The organism is Methanosarcina sp. 2.H.A.1B.4, from assembly GCF_000979385.1.
Taxonomy (GTDB): domain Archaea; phylum Halobacteriota; class Methanosarcinia; order Methanosarcinales; family Methanosarcinaceae; genus Methanosarcina.
The window spans coordinates 1-13,620 of sequence record NZ_JJOV01000078.1 but is presented as its reverse complement, the minus strand read 5'-3'; the positions used below and the strand labels follow the sequence as shown (position 1 = coordinate 13,620).

Annotated in this window: 15 protein-coding genes; 8 read left to right on the top strand and 7 right to left on the bottom strand. The window is 45.9% G+C overall.

All coding sequences use genetic code 11. The annotated features are described in order from the left end of the window. Nucleotides 1-56: 56 nt before the first annotated feature. The 4 genes from tgtA (at nucleotide 57) to EO92_RS11815 (ending at nucleotide 5,162) form a co-directional block, all read left to right on the top strand. Complete coding sequence (gene tgtA, locus EO92_RS11830; RefSeq protein WP_048171818.1) at nucleotides 57-1,529, top strand: tRNA guanosine(15) transglycosylase TgtA; 1,473 nt, start codon at nucleotides 57-59, stop codon at nucleotides 1,527-1,529. Between the two features lie 255 nt (nucleotides 1,530-1,784). After that, nucleotides 1,785-2,726 (top strand): UbiA family prenyltransferase, encoded by a 942-nt coding sequence (locus EO92_RS11825; protein ID WP_048133575.1) that lies wholly within the window; start codon nucleotides 1,785-1,787, stop codon nucleotides 2,724-2,726. A gap of 17 nt (nucleotides 2,727-2,743) precedes the next feature. Next, nucleotides 2,744-3,901, top strand: coding sequence for an NAD(P)/FAD-dependent oxidoreductase (locus tag EO92_RS11820; protein ID WP_048171816.1), 1,158 nt, complete (start codon nucleotides 2,744-2,746; stop codon nucleotides 3,899-3,901). Between the two features lie 121 nt (nucleotides 3,902-4,022). Next, nucleotides 4,023-5,162, top strand: a complete 1,140-nt coding sequence (locus tag EO92_RS11815) for a radical SAM protein (RefSeq protein WP_048171813.1) — start codon at nucleotides 4,023-4,025, stop codon at nucleotides 5,160-5,162. A 447-nt stretch (nucleotides 5,163-5,609) separates the two neighbouring features. On the opposite strand, the gene EO92_RS11810 is transcribed toward EO92_RS11815, so the two are convergent. Genes EO92_RS11810 through EO92_RS18830 form a run of 3 tightly spaced genes read right to left on the bottom strand, consistent with a single transcriptional unit; the run spans nucleotide 5,610 to nucleotide 7,340 of the window. Continuing rightward, complete coding sequence (locus tag EO92_RS11810; protein WP_048133578.1) at nucleotides 5,610-6,467, bottom strand: coiled-coil protein; 858 nt, start codon at nucleotides 6,465-6,467, stop codon at nucleotides 5,610-5,612. A 40-nt stretch (nucleotides 6,468-6,507) separates the two neighbouring features. Further along, nucleotides 6,508-7,215 carry a phosphoserine phosphatase SerB gene (gene serB, locus EO92_RS11805; protein ID WP_048133579.1) on the bottom strand — a complete coding sequence of 236 codons (708 nt, stop codon included), beginning with the start codon at nucleotides 7,213-7,215 and terminating at the stop codon, nucleotides 6,508-6,510. Further along, nucleotides 7,212-7,340: a hypothetical protein gene (locus EO92_RS18830; protein ID WP_255350183.1), complete on the bottom strand. Its 129-nt coding sequence runs from the start codon at nucleotides 7,338-7,340 to the stop codon at nucleotides 7,212-7,214. Before EO92_RS18830 ends, serB begins: the two co-directional genes overlap by 4 nt. A gap of 279 nt (nucleotides 7,341-7,619) precedes the next feature. Between EO92_RS18830 and EO92_RS11800 the strand changes: the two genes are divergently transcribed. Continuing rightward, the gene (locus tag EO92_RS11800) at nucleotides 7,620-8,450 is read left to right on the top strand and encodes a F420-dependent methylenetetrahydromethanopterin dehydrogenase (protein ID WP_048171811.1); all 831 of its coding nucleotides are present in this window, start codon (nucleotides 7,620-7,622) and stop codon (nucleotides 8,448-8,450) included. 282 nt (nucleotides 8,451-8,732) lie between these two features. Here the strand turns inward: EO92_RS11800 and EO92_RS11795 are convergent, their stop codons facing one another. Further along, on the bottom strand, nucleotides 8,733-9,041 hold the full coding sequence (locus EO92_RS11795; RefSeq protein ID WP_327037149.1) for a DUF2111 domain-containing protein: 309 nt from the start codon (nucleotides 9,039-9,041) through the stop codon (nucleotides 8,733-8,735). A 195-nt stretch (nucleotides 9,042-9,236) separates the two neighbouring features. Then, the gene (locus tag EO92_RS11790) at nucleotides 9,237-9,899 is read right to left on the bottom strand and encodes a DUF166 domain-containing protein (protein ID WP_048133582.1); all 663 of its coding nucleotides are present in this window, start codon (nucleotides 9,897-9,899) and stop codon (nucleotides 9,237-9,239) included. 160 nt (nucleotides 9,900-10,059) lie between these two features. On the opposite strand from EO92_RS11790, the gene tmk reads away from it, so the two are divergent. Beyond that, nucleotides 10,060-10,677 carry a dTMP kinase gene (gene tmk, locus EO92_RS11785; RefSeq protein ID WP_048171809.1) on the top strand — a complete coding sequence of 206 codons (618 nt, stop codon included), beginning with the start codon at nucleotides 10,060-10,062 and terminating at the stop codon, nucleotides 10,675-10,677. Between the two features lie 209 nt (nucleotides 10,678-10,886). Here tmk and EO92_RS11780 read toward each other — a convergent pair whose 3' ends face one another. Together EO92_RS11780 and EO92_RS11775 are read right to left on the bottom strand one after the other, a co-directional pair. Then, a complete protein-coding gene (locus EO92_RS11780) occupies nucleotides 10,887-11,159 on the bottom strand; it encodes a hypothetical protein (protein WP_048171807.1) in 273 nt (90 codons plus the stop codon). Between the two features lie 139 nt (nucleotides 11,160-11,298). Further along, nucleotides 11,299-12,036: a HisA/HisF-related TIM barrel protein gene (locus EO92_RS11775; RefSeq protein ID WP_048171805.1), complete on the bottom strand. Its 738-nt coding sequence runs from the start codon at nucleotides 12,034-12,036 to the stop codon at nucleotides 11,299-11,301. Nucleotides 12,037-12,150: 114 nt separating this feature from the next. Between EO92_RS11775 and EO92_RS11770 the strand changes: the two genes are divergently transcribed. Next, complete coding sequence (locus tag EO92_RS11770) at nucleotides 12,151-12,855, top strand: (5-formylfuran-3-yl)methyl phosphate synthase (RefSeq protein ID WP_048133586.1); 705 nt, start codon at nucleotides 12,151-12,153, stop codon at nucleotides 12,853-12,855. Between the two features lie 100 nt (nucleotides 12,856-12,955). Then, entirely contained in the window at nucleotides 12,956-13,498 is a 543-nt protein-coding gene (locus tag EO92_RS11765; RefSeq protein WP_048171803.1) for a metal-dependent hydrolase, read from the top strand. The last annotated feature ends 122 nt before the right edge of the window (nucleotides 13,499-13,620 follow it).

Genomic DNA, 13,620 nt, shown 5'->3' with positions numbered 1-13,620 from the left:
GCGCAATTCGGGGTCCCCAAAGATAAATATATCTGAGAGGCATCTATACCCCCGGCATGTCAGCGACATTTGAAATTCTCGACAAGGACGCAGGCGGCAGGATAGGTAAACTCAAGACCCCTCACGGGACTGTTGAAACACCTACTGTCATGCCTGTAGTAAATCCGAACATCCAGCTTATCTCCCCGAAAGAGATGAAAAGCTTCGGGGCAGAGATTCTGATCACCAATTCCTATATCATTTACCGGAAGGAAGAACTGCGAAGTGTCGCCCTTGAAAAAGGGCTGCACGGGCTCCTTGGCTTTGACGGGCCAATTATGACAGACTCGGGCTCTTTTCAACTTTCAGTATACGGGTCAGTGGAAGTTACAAACGAAGAGATCCTCGCTTTCCAGCAGAAAATCGGGAGCGACATCATAGTCCCACTTGATATCCCGACTCCTCCGGACGTTCACTACAGGAGGGCGGAAGAAGAACTTGTAATCACTACCGAACGCCTGGAAGCTGCCCGCAAATTCATTCAGGGCGAACAGCTCCTTGCAGGCCCGGTCCAGGGATCGACCTATCCCGAACTCAGGGAAAAGGCTGCATCCCACCTGAAAGACCTGAACTTTGATGTTTATCCCCTGGGAGCCGTTGTCCCGCTAATGGAATCCTATCGCTACGCAGAGCTTGTGGATGTAATTGCCGCAGCCAAAAAAGGTCTATCTCCAACTTCACCTGTACACCTTTTCGGGGCAGGGCACCCTATGATGTTTGCTCTTGCAGTCGCGCTTGGCTGTGACCTTTTTGACTCGGCGGCTTATGCCCTCTATGCCAAGGACGGGCGTTATATTACTGTAAACGGGACTTATCACATAGAAAAACTAAACTACCTGCCCTGTCCCTGTCCTATCTGTTCTAAATATACTGCAGATGAGTTGAAAAAAGCCAAAAATAAGGAAGAGCTTCTCGCAAGGCATAACCTTTATGCAACCTTTGCAGAAATCAGGCTGATCAAGCAGTCCATAAGGGATGGAAAACTGCTCGAGCTTGTTGAACACCGCTGCCGTGCCCATCCGAAACTTCTTGACGGGTTGAAAAAACTCTATACTCACTCTTCATGGCTGGAACAGTTAGACCCTGCCACCAAAAGCACCTTTTTCTACTGCGGACCCGAATCCGCCTCCCGCCCCGAAGTCCTGCGTTTCGGAAAGCGGCTGGAAAGGTTCAGCCTTGAAGGTTCGGCAATTATCCGCACAACTCCGGTGAAAGGGGAGAGAAGCTATGACCAGCTCCTTATCTTCAAAGCACCTTTCGGGGCATTCCCTGCAGAAATGGAAGAGGTATACCCATTCAATGCCGAGGTCTCAAAGTTTCCGGATTACGAAGCTCTCAGCACCGCCCTTTCAAATACCCTTAAACTGATAGAGCTTAACCCGAAAGCGAAGTTTACCTTTGTCTGTGAGCGGGCGTTCGAGCATCCCCTGCTCGAAAAAATAAAAGAAAAGGCTGAACTGGTCTACAGGGATGCCTGGAAAAAAGAATAAGTATCTCATAGCCCCTTAAAGGGGCCTGGATTTTTCATGGATTATTTAATTGTTCCAGGGGTTCTCATGCATCTCGTAAACCCCTCAGTTACCTTTTCATGGCAGGATTCTCCTGAAAAAGAGAAAAAGGAAACTTTTTTGAGATGCCAATGTTTATAGGACTAACTGTAAAAATCCCTGATAACACTAAAAACCTGACAATTCCCGAAATATAACCAACCCCCAATACAAACCAGAAAAGCACAGGTGAAAAGATTGTCCCTTACAGCAAGAATCGGGGAGCTCAGCCCCTACCTCCGATTGCTGAGACCCGAACTCTACTACATGGACCTGACCCTCCCCGCCGCAAGCGCGATCCTTGCTTCCTACCTGGCAACCGGAGGGCTGCCCTTACTTGTCCCCTTCTTGATTGCCGTGATAGGAGGCTTTGCGGCCATAACCAGTTCATATGTTTTCAATGACTGCTGCGATGTCGATATCGACACCATAAATATCCCGGACCGTCCCCTGCCTGCGTCGAGGGTCTCAAAGAACTCGGCAATGATGTACGCTCTCTTGCTTTTACTTATCGCAGGTGCCGCAGCCACGTACCTGAACCCGGAATCCCTTGCAGTCCTATTTGTCGCAGCTGCAACTATCACCATTTACTCAATCTTTGCAAAGCGCAGCACCTTCCTGAGCTTCCTGCCTGTCGGCATCTCCTACGGACTCGTACCTATCGGGGTATGGCTTGCATTTGACCCCGCAGGAATCCTGAAAGGCAGCGACGGAGTGATATTACCCCTTCCGGCAATCTGTTTCGGGCTCATGATGTGCGTTACGGACTGGGCTTTTACTCTGGGAGGCGTTGCCAGAGATGTGGAAGGGGACCGGCTAAAAGGGGCCCCTACACTGCCCGTAACCTTCGGAATTCCCTTTACCGCCAGGTTTGTGACATTCTGGTGGATTGTCGGAGTTATTGCTTCAGTTATAATAGGCTGGTCAGCCAGACTCGGCCCGGTATTTTTTGCAGGCGCTCTTGCCTCAGGGCTCTGGATGCTTGCCCAATGTTTTGATTTTATCAAACATCCAACTCCTGAGAGGGGCGGCGCGCTTTTCCTTAACGGCTCAAACTACAGAGCAATAATGTTCGGGTCAATGATCCTGGACGTGGTGCTCTGCATATATCTTGGATCTTATACCTCCATTATCTGGTGAAAAAAGGATAGAAAAAAATGGATGCGGATATTATTGTAATCGGGGCGTCCCCTGCAGGGCTCATGGCTGCCAGAAATGCCTGTGAAAAGGGTGCGGATGTCCTTTTGCTGGAAAAAAAGGAAGAGATAGGGAATCCGCCACACCCTGCAAACTCTTTTTTTAAGGGGATGCTTGACAGGTGCGGAGAAAAGGTAGACCCGTCTTATGTTGTGCATTACCTCAAGGGAATGAAGATTATCTCCCCGGAAGGACGCGAAGTTATAGTAGAAACACCTGGTTATTCTATCGATAAAGCTAGATTTGACAGATTTTATGCTGAAAAGGTAATAAAAACCGGTGTTGATCTCAGAACAGGGATAGGAGTAAACAGTATCCGGAAAGAAGGGGGAGAATTTGCGATCAGTACTTCGGCAGGGGTGTTCAGGTCGAGACTTGTAGTAATTTCCGACGGCATCAATTCAAAAATGGCATCCCTTCTAGGTCTGAAAACAATGAAACACCCCGAGGATATTGCCTGGGGAATTGAGCTGGACGTCAGGGCTCCTGGGCTCGGGAAGCCTGAAATGTTTGAGTACTATGTAGGAAACCATGCTCCCGGCTGGAAGACCACATATGCACCCAGAGGAGGCGATAATGCCGCGATTGGAGCTTACGTGCGCAGATGTGGGAAAGATGCTACTCCTTACCTGAATGCCTGGGTAGAGCGTTTCAAAAAGCTTAAAGGGCTCGAAGAACTTGAAGTTGTAAGAAAACTTTCCGGGGGGGACCCTATTGTTACTATCCCAGGTGAGTACATAACTGATGGGATAATGGTAGCTGGAGGAGCTGCAGGCCAGTCCGGGATAGGCTATGCTATGAGGGCAGGTCAGATATGCGGAGACGTGGCGGCAGATGCTGTAAAAAAGGGAGACGTCTCAAAAAGTGCTCTTTCGGAATACCGGAAAACCTGGGAAAAGGAGTTTAAGGTCGAGCATTACCTTGGCCGTATAGGGCTTGAGACCCTCAGGAAGATGACGGATAGAGAAATAAATGAAATGGTAAGGGTATTTGAAAAAGAAGACCTATCCTTCATCCACGGCAACGCCTTTGAACAGGCTATGCAGGTATTTATCTTCACTCTGAAAAAGAAACCCTCAGCTATGCTAAAATACAGAGCATTCTTGAGGGATAAGTAAACTGGAGACGAAAGGCAAACTGGAAAATATAAAACTGAAAAAACGGAAAAATAGAACGGAAAATAAAGAAAGGAAAATAAAGAAAAGAAAAAACTACCAGAAAGCCAGATGCAGGGAAAATATGCAGTACGAGTTTTATAAAAATCCCCTTTTCAGGGTTTATGCCGAAATTGAAGATGGGTGCTTGAAGATGAAAACCGGAGGAGTAGCCTCCCCACTCATGAAAAAAGCCCTTGCGGCAAACATCTCGATCTTTGACGGCGAAAAGCCTGCGAATGTAGAAGCTGACCGCCTGATCTATTCTACCTGGATGCCTCCGATTCCAAGTCCGGGCTTTGACCGGCTTGTGAAGAGCCAGTTATCATCAATGTTCGGAAAAAATATGCCTGACCAGGTAACAATCTCAATTACCGAGGACTGCCCCAACAACTGTATCCACTGTGCCCTCCCCGATACAAAGAACAGGGCAAAGCTTGCGCCCGAAACTGTTAAAGATGTAATTGATCAGGTGCTCGAAATGGGCACAACCTTTGTGATTTTTGATGGGGGAGAACCCCTGACCTACCCTGGTCTGGAAGCCCTGATAAGCTACGTTGCCCCTGAAAAAGCTATTACCGGGATGTTCACCTCAGGAGTCGGACTAACAGAAGAACGCGCACGGAGCCTTAAAGCTGCAGGGCTGTATTCCCTTACAGTTAGTTTTGACAGCGCATATGAGGAAAAGCATGATTATGTAAGGGGCAGGAAAGGAGTTTTCAAAAGCGCGGTTGAAGCAGTCAAAAACGGACTTGCGGCTGGGCTGCTTGTAAACATATATGTGGTGCTTTCAAGGGACAATGTCAATGAGCTTGATGAACTCTATACCCTTGCAACAGATCTTGGAATCCATGAACTCTCTTTCTATGAGATAGTGCCAACAGGCAGGTGGATGGACCATGCTTCCGAGATCATGACCCCAAAAGACCTCAGGAAATTTGACACTTTTGTGTCCCAGACCAGGGAAAAGGAAGGACCCAGAGTTTTTCCAATTCCACAGGTTATGAAGACCATGGGCTGTATGGCAGGCAGAAAATGGCTGCACATCACGCCTGAAGGAAATATTCACCCCTGTGCCTGTATCCCTATCCCCTATGGAAATGTCCATCGGGACAAAATAAAGGATGTCTGGAAAAAAATCAGGGATGATCCCGCATATAACGCAAAATGCTGCCTTATGAGAAACCCCGAGTTCAGGGAAAAATACCTGAAGCTTCCAGAGTGAGCTTCAGGTTTTTTTAAAGCATTTTTAAGATTTTTGAAGCAGGCAGACCTTAAAAATCATAATAGTTCTTTTTTTCCGTATGCTCTGTTAGGTGAGCTTGCCTGCACAACAGACAAAAGCGAAAGCACTAGCTGTGCGAAAGTACACTGCACGAAAATACACTAACAGAACTTCAACCATAACCAGGGAACGACGAAAAGAAAAAGCTTCTAGAAAAACCGCATATTCCTGGATAAAAACAACTGAGACAGCATAAGCAGGGGATATAAACAGGCAATAAACAGGCAACATTAAACAAACAGCGCAGTACTGCTCTGAGAACAGAAAAATAAGCTGGGAACAGAAAAATAAGCTGGAAACCGAAAAATGAGTGCAGGTAAAGGTTTGGGACCTTTACTTGCAACGGAAATTAAAAATCTAGCGAGCAAATATATTCGATGTGATTGATTAGACTAAACCAGACCGCTGAAGAGTCATCAGGTCTTCGGTAGTGAGTTTAGCTCCGCCCTTGAACTTATCGAAAATGGATTTGGCATCCTTCTGAAGTTCGGACTTGACGACACGGGACTTTCCGTCCTTGTCTTTCTTCTTGAGCTTGAAGACTTCTTTGTCGAGATCCCTGATTTCCTTCTGGGCATTGATGAAAATCTTGTGCTGTTCGTCAGCTGCTTCCTGGGCTTTTACAAAATCCCGGTGTGCAATGTCTGACTCTGCCCTGGTTCTGTCAGCTTCCTTGAAGGCATTAATCATCTTCTCGTGGTATTCCTGGGCCTGCCTGGCGTATTCGGCAAGCTCGTTGTGGAACTCCGAAGCTTCGTCCCTGATTTGCTGGGCTTCATCCAGGATATCTTTCAGTTCGAGGTTGCCCTCAAGCTGGACTTTTTTCTCGTGGTATTGTTTCTGAAGCTCTGCAATCTTGCTAACGAGTTCTCTTTCCTTGCTTGTGCTGAGAACTTCGGTCTGCTGGGTGAATTCAAGGCGATCGATGTCTTTCCTTAAGGCTTTGATTGAGGGTCCGCCAAGGTTGTTCTGCTTCCTGATGGAATCTGCCTTTGCGAACAAATCATTTGCTTTGGCGTTGGTGTCATCGCGCTTGTTCTTGTATTCACTGACCTTCTCGTTGATCTCGTCCCTGAGAACTTTTAGTTCCTGGGCTTCGTTGATAAGGTCTTTTGTCTTCTTGTTCAGGTCGTTGCGCTTTGCGGCAAGCGCGCTGGCCTCAGCGTTTAAAGTATTCCTTTTTTCCTTGGATTCTTCAGAAATGTCCTTCAAATCTGATCTTTTTTTCTGTAATTCCTTTAGCATCTCTTATTGTGCCTCCCGATCCAGCAAAAGAGCTGGCATTTTAGTAGTGTTCGATGTCGACATGCTGTGCCTGATTACAAAATTGATAAGAAAGAGAGTCAAGAACAGGGATCACGGCTCTCAGGTCTTTTATTGTTATGACCACGTCCGCATATTCCCTAAGTATGGGCTTTGGATTGAAAGCTATGGCAAACCCAGCTACCTCAAAAATGCAAGCATCGTTTGCGCCGTCCCCGACAACCACACATTGCTCAGGCCTGACATTGTAAAACCGAGCCAATTCCTCGAACACTTTTGCTTTGGAATCGCTTTGTGTGACAGGACCGACAACTTCGCCCGTGAGGCAGCCGTCTTCCATAAGCAGTTCGTTAGAGACGACGAAATCAATACCAAGCACTTTACCTACCATCTCGGCAGCTATGGTAAATCCACCGGAAATCATCGCAGTCTTATAACCCCGATTTTTAGCATACAGGACAAGTTCAGCTGCTCCCGGCATAAGATTAATCTGATTTACAGCATCAAGGGCAGTTTCAAGGGGAAGTCCCTTAAGAAGTCTGACCCTTTCTGCAAGCGCTTGCTCGAAATCGAGGTCTCCATACATCGCTCTCTTCGTAATCTCCTCTACTTTGCTTACAACACCTGCGGCCCTGGCGAGCTCATCGATGGTCTCAGCGTCTATAAGGGTACTATCCATATCAAAAACAATAAGTTTGTTTTCAGTAGAATTATGTATAGGACAGTTCACTCAATCAAAACCTGGACCTGAATAGCTATATATATAGCGGGACAATTCCCGAAAAAGGGCATGCCGCACGAAATACCGTTTTCAGGGTACCCCCGCAGCTTGATAGAATATATGTGCCCTGACATTAAAAGCCCACCAACGGATAAAGTTCTTCAAATTATAATGCGGGTTTCGCGAAAACAAAACCACAAAACAACAGCATTGATGTCAACGTTTTTGAGTGAAATAAATCACATCCCTTTTAAGCTTTTCGGAGGAGCAACAAAAGGTACCGAATAATAATTATAAATAGGGCAGATATATATAAAATAAGATGGATACGAAAGGGAGATTGCCAAAAGGATTATAAACCCTTTAGGAATTCCACTATTGAAGAAAAAGGTCAACACAGGATTTTGAGAAAAATGGTCAACATAGGCTTTATAAAATTGGGCAACCTGGGAATGAGCCAGGTTATCAATCTGATCCAGGATGAAATTGCAGCGCGAGAAGGAATTACTGTAAGGGTATGTGGTACTGGTGCCAAAATGGGCCCAGCCGATGCCGCGGACACTGAAAGCTTCAAGCAGTGGAATGCTGACTTCGTGGTAATTATCAGTCCGAATGCAGCAGCTCCAGGCCCTACCGCAGCCCGTGAACTCTGGAAAGATGTACCCTGTATCGTAGTTTCAGACGGTCCTACAAAAAAGGAAGCCCGTGAGGCTTTTGAGCAGGACGGTTTCGGATACATTATCCTTCCGGTAGACCCCCTTATCGGAGCAAAGAGGGAGTTCCTCGACCCCGTTGAGATGGCATCCTTCAATTCCGATGCTATGAAAGTCCTTTCCGTCTGTGGTGTTGTAAGACTTATCCAGGAAGAGCTCGACAGGGTAACCGAGCAGGTTGCTTCCGGAAAGTCAGGAAAGGAGCTTGAACTCCCGCATATCTTCGCAAAACCTGAGAAATGTGTAGAACACGCAGGATTTGCAAACCCATACGCAAAAGCAAAGGCTCTTGCCGCCCTTCACATGGCTGAGAAAGTTGCACAGGTTAACTTCCCTGCTTGCTTTATGTTAAAAGAAATCGACCAGGTATGCCTCACAGCCGCAGCCGGGCACGAGATCATGGGAGCTGCAGCGCAACTCGCAACCCAGGCAAGGGAAATCGAAAAGTCCAATGACACAGTCTTCAGACAGCCCCACGCAAAGAGTGGAGCCCTGTTGAAAAAGGTCAAATTATACGAAAAACCACAGTAATACCGGAAAACTTTTCCCGGTTTTAAAACTCAGACCCTGTATTTCATTCAGGACTGGAGGAATTGGAAAAATGTCCCTCTCAAACCTTGAAAAAGAGGTGGGGGACAAAATCCTCCAATAAAAATCAATTCGCTTTAAAAAAACAACTCGTTTTAAAAAGCAATTCGTTTTAAAAAGCAATTTGTTTTAAAAAGCAATTCGTTTTAAAAAGCAATTTGTTTTAAAAAGCAATTTGTTATTTCCTTTTCTTTATTAGAATGCTGCTTGTAACCTGCTTTGGCTTCATTTTTTTGCATCCTCGACTTCTTCCAGCACGGAAGTATATTCCTGAAAGACAGATGGAAGATCAATTGTAGCCAGAAGGTCCACAATCCCGAGAGCCGCGACAACCTTACCATCCTTTGAACGGATGGGAACAACTACCACATGTTTTCCACGGTACATGCCTTCTGCGGGAACTTCATGGGCAATTTTGTTAGTCTTTAACACCTCTTCGAGTACAGGTCCTGTATAGTCCCTGTCAAGGATTTTTCCCTTTTCCAGGCGAAGCCCTTTTCGTTTGAGGCTTCTAATAGTGGTAGGGAGTCCCATTAGTGAATGAACTGCGACTGCTATTGGCTCAAGGTCTTCGGGCCCTGAATCTTCTGAGATAGATAGGGAAATAATGTTTTCACCCCCAAAGGTATTTGGAAACCGGTACAGGCAAAAAACAGGAATTTCAGAAATTAAAAATTGGATCCCATTTTTCGGCCATATTTAGAATATATTTTTCCAAAGAATATATAATCACTCCTCATTCTCAAGCGCTTTTATGAGCGCCTGCTTGTGCAGTTCTGCAGACTCGTGAATACCTCCCATTTCGCCCCTGACCGCCCGGCAGGGATATTGCTGGACCAGCAGCCCGGCTTTCGGGGGGGCATCTTTTACTGGCACTCCAATAATTTCCTTTGCCATATGCCATGTACTTCCGCAGGGGGCACCTTTTATGACCTCAACTTTAGCTATTTTTCCGTTCTCAGTCTTGACTTTCAAAACGGGAGACCCGAAAATATCAGCAAACGGACGATTGAAGGAGGTGGGTTCGAGGGTGCAGCAAATTTCATCCACCTCGATGTCCATTCCGGAAGCTTCTGAAATTTTTTTAAGTTCGGGAACCGATGCTCTGGAAGGCCCTCCAGGGATAATCAAAGAGCGCACCCCGGCTTCTGCGGCAAGTTTTGCAATTGCCGAGGTAAGGTCAGGATGCAGGGAATAAGTAACTACAATCTCGGCAGAAAAGACACGCAGGTCGAAATTCAGTCTTTCCAGAAACTCATCAGGTTCCTCAATGAATATGGGCACGAACTCGGGCAGGTCGGCAGTTACAACTGAAAAATCACTGTGTTCCTTTACAATTTCAATAAGGCGGTGTCCGTACTTGCCCCGTGTGATAACTCCTATTACAGTCATTAATTTAAGTTATTTTTAATGTTTGCATAAATAGATACTCATTTTATCTGGAACTGCTGACCTGACCTATCAGCTATGTGTGACTCTCTATAGAGTATAAATACAGATAGTGCGTTTGAATGAAAACCTGTAAAGAAAGAAAATTAAAAAGGCGGTCCTTATGAGAGGTAAACTGATCACACTTGAGGGTATTGATGGTTCAGGCAAAAGTACGGTTGCAAAAAAACTTCAGAAAAACCATGAAATTCGTGCTTTTGAGCCGATCTTTACCAGAGAGCCGACAAGAGATACCCTTACTGGAAATGCTGTTGAAAAAGCAATCCAGTCGGATACCGACCAGCTTGCCGAACTATTCCTTTTTACAGCTGACCATGCTGAACATCTGGCAAAGCTTGTAAAGCCTGCACTTGAGAACGGGAAAACCGTGATTTCGGACCGTTATTCCGACAGCCGCTATGCTTACCAGGGAATAACTCTTAAAAACCGTATCGAGAACCCGCTTGAATGGGTAAGGAGCCTGCACAACGGCTGGACCGTTGTTCCGGACCTTACTTTTCTTTTTGATATTGAACCTGAAATCGCAGTTGAGCGCTGCGGGAAGCGGGGAGAACAAACCAAATTCGAAAAGATAGAATTTTTACATGGAGTCAGAGAGAATTTCCTCAGGCTTGCCTCAGAAGAGCCAGATCGGTTTATAGTAGTTGATGCGTCCTGCTCTCCAGAAAATGTGGAAAAAACAGTTGTCCAAAAAATTCTCGAGTTTGTTCAAAGGGATTGAATTGGATATTGACCGGGCATGAAGATTAAATCTTAAATTAAAATCAAAGAGTCTGGCAGGAGATTAACCCGAAGATTGATCCCGGCGAGTAAATTCGAAAATTAAAACTCGGATATAAATATAAAAATCAAAGTTGCGCTGGCGCACCCCGCAGCAGGCTAGCGGGGTATTCGACTGAAATAAAAAAAGAAAATGAAATGAAAGCCCGGTTAGAGCTTGTTGTCATCCGCAAATTTGATCAGGGCTTCCGCCAGCATCCGGACGTGCGAAGGGTTGAGATTGAAGCGGGACTTTTTCACGCCTCCACGTTCTTTTGCGAGCTCTACATATTCCTTTTCAAAACGGTCGCTGTGCGCCAGAGAGATGGTCATGTACCAGCCTCCCCCCATCTTGATCTCCGTGTACCCGTCTCCACTGTGTTCTCCTGCGCGCTCCTCTACTGGCTCTTCAATGCTCTCTTCAGTTACCTTTCTTGTTGCCATGCTGTAACCTCGTAAACTCTTTGTTTTGATGATGAAATCTGATGATCTGGATATAAATCTGCTAATTGGTTTATAAAGATACTCAATGCCTTATATACAGGAGGCATAAGACAGGACATAAATCCTTCCCGAGAATTCATTAATTGCCTTTCTTAATCATTTCAAGTCCCATGTCCATCACTTCCGGAGGGACCGAACCTGAGTGGATTGCAGTTGCTACCAGAGCGCCCCTTACGCCGATCCTCTCCAGAGCAAAAAGGTCGTCCATGCCCTTGACCCCGCCTGCAAGCAGTACACTGTGCTCAGAGGCTTCAGCCAGTTTGCGAAGGAATTCAGAATCAAAGCCAGAAGCCGTCCCAACCCTGTCGAGGTCGAGGAAGAGAAGGTCTTTTAAGGGGAGTCCGTTAAGCAGCTTTACGATTTCGAAGGGATCTTGCGGGATCTCAGGGTCCTGTTTAAGAAGCTTCCCGTGTTTTATATCAATGCTGACACTTATTTTTCCGGGGTATCGTAAAGCTGCTTCTTTGATCACTGCAAGTGTGCCTGTCTCTGTGCCTATGACTGCAGTTTGGGCGATGGAAAGCGCTTTGTCCACATCTTCAAGAGAAGCGATTCCAAAATCAAGCATTGTCTTTGCTCTAAAACTTACTTCCCGGATAATGCTGGCATTAGTCTCGAGGGGACCTTTCCCCTGCAGTACATTAAGATCGGCAATGTAGACTTCGCGAGGGTGCACAGATTCGAGTATATCAACAGGGTCCGAACTGCTGCATATAACACTTGAATCCGAAACCGGGCGGTAATTTTCCCTTACTCCTCCTTTTGCAAGAACAACGTTACGGTTAAATATATCCATCACAAAAATTACGCGGAACATACTTATCACATAGCTGCATCATCCTATAAAAAAATATAAAATAAGACCGATTGTATATAAATAAACAATATATATCATTGAAGATTTAACTTCATTCTTAATTAGAGGCTTTTTATGAAACTGCTTGTAAGTCCAATAAATAAAGAGGAAGCAATCATCGCTTCCAGAGGCGGCGCAGACATTGTAGATGTCAAAAACCCGAAAGAAGGTTCTCTTGGAGCCAATTTCCCCTGGGTAATCAGGGATATTAAAGAGGTTGTAAACGGTAGGCAGCCGATAAGCGCAACAATAGGAGATTTCAACTATAAACCCGGAACTGCTGCCCTTGCTGCCCTGGGAGCAGCAGCATCTGGAGCGGATTATATTAAAGTAGGCCTTTACGATATCCAGACCGAAGCACAGGCCCTTGAACTGCTCACAAAGATTACAAGAGCCGTAAAAGACTATGACCCATCAAAAAAGGTTGTTGCCTCAGGATATTCGGACTATAAACGTATTAATTCGATTTCTCCTATTTTACTCCCCGCTGTTGCCGCAGAGGCCGGAGTAGATGTGGTTATGGTAGATACAGGCATCAAGGACGGGAAATCTACCTTCGAATTCATGGATGAAAAAGAGCTGACAGAGTTTACTGACCTTGCTCATGAACACGGGCTTGAAAATGCAATTGCCGGTTCCCTGAAATTCGAAGACCTTCCGGTACTCGAAAGGATAGGACCCGACATAATTGGCGTCCGGGGTATGGTCTGCGGCGGAGACCGGAGGACTGCGATCAGGCAGGAACTTGTAGAAAAGCTTGTATCTGAGTGCCAGATCTGAAAAGTTTCGTACATCAGTAAAACGTCGGAACCCTTTGCTGGCCTGCCTTTCAGGCCGGCCGGCCAAAACATAATTATACGCAATCAACTTTTTTAATCTGATGTTTATTCTCGGGCATATAGGCATTACTCTGGGGATCTTCTATTCCCTGAACCGTTTATTTTCGAAAAAGAATATTCCGGTAGACTTTAAATGGATCGCTTTTGGGGCTCTCCTTCCGGACTTTATCGACAAACCCCTTGGCAGGATAATTCTTACTGAGACTATAGGAAGCGGAAGAATCTTTGCCCATACCCTTCTCTTCGGAGTCCTGCTGGGGCTGGTTGCAGGTTACACCTTCTACCGAAAGGGCTGGATGATACCCCTTATTGTTGCAGGCGCTTCATTCTGTCACCTGCTTGAGGACCAGATATGGAATTCACCTGAAGTCCTTTTCTGGCCACTTCTGGGATGGGAGTTTCCAAAAGATACGCTTTCCGGAGGTTTTATTGAGTACTTCATGAGAATCCTGAGTAATTCATACAATCCGGCGTATTCAGGCACATTTATCCCGGAAATAATAGGGTTAGGCATTATTCTCCTTTTTGCGGGCAGTTATATCAGGACAAAAATAGAAGAAAAAAATACAGCCCTCAAACAATGAAAGAGAAAGCAAAAGAGCAGGACTAGTGAACTACCACTCAGCTAAAGACTGAGTGGCTTCTTGGTTCATTCCTCCCTCTATTGAGGGCAAGTCCCCAAGCTCTTCCCCGCGTTCCGCAGGTG

Coding starts and splice junctions, on each gene's coding strand:
- EO92_RS11775 (WP_048171805.1), bottom strand. CDS start 12,036: ATGTTCCGCGTAATTTTTGTGATGGATATATTTAACCGTAACGTTGTT.
- EO92_RS11820 (WP_048171816.1), top strand. CDS start 2,744: ATGGATGCGGATATTATTGTAATCGGGGCGTCCCCTGCAGGGCTCATG.
- tgtA (WP_048171818.1), top strand. CDS start 57: ATGTCAGCGACATTTGAAATTCTCGACAAGGACGCAGGCGGCAGGATA.
- EO92_RS11770 (WP_048133586.1), top strand. CDS start 12,151: ATGAAACTGCTTGTAAGTCCAATAAATAAAGAGGAAGCAATCATCGCT.
- EO92_RS11800 (WP_048171811.1), top strand. CDS start 7,620: ATGGTCAACATAGGCTTTATAAAATTGGGCAACCTGGGAATGAGCCAG.
- EO92_RS11815 (WP_048171813.1), top strand. CDS start 4,023: ATGCAGTACGAGTTTTATAAAAATCCCCTTTTCAGGGTTTATGCCGAA.
- tmk (WP_048171809.1), top strand. CDS start 10,060: ATGAGAGGTAAACTGATCACACTTGAGGGTATTGATGGTTCAGGCAAA.
- EO92_RS11810 (WP_048133578.1), bottom strand. CDS start 6,467: ATGCTAAAGGAATTACAGAAAAAAAGATCAGATTTGAAGGACATTTCT.
- EO92_RS11780 (WP_048171807.1), bottom strand. CDS start 11,159: ATGGCAACAAGAAAGGTAACTGAAGAGAGCATTGAAGAGCCAGTAGAG.
- EO92_RS18830 (WP_255350183.1), bottom strand. CDS start 7,340: ATGTCAGGGCACATATATTCTATCAAGCTGCGGGGGTACCCTGAAAAC.
- EO92_RS11795 (WP_327037149.1), bottom strand. CDS start 9,041: ATGGGACTCCCTACCACTATTAGAAGCCTCAAACGAAAAGGGCTTCGC.
- EO92_RS11765 (WP_048171803.1), top strand. CDS start 12,956: ATGTTTATTCTCGGGCATATAGGCATTACTCTGGGGATCTTCTATTCC.
- EO92_RS11790 (WP_048133582.1), bottom strand. CDS start 9,899: ATGACTGTAATAGGAGTTATCACACGGGGCAAGTACGGACACCGCCTT.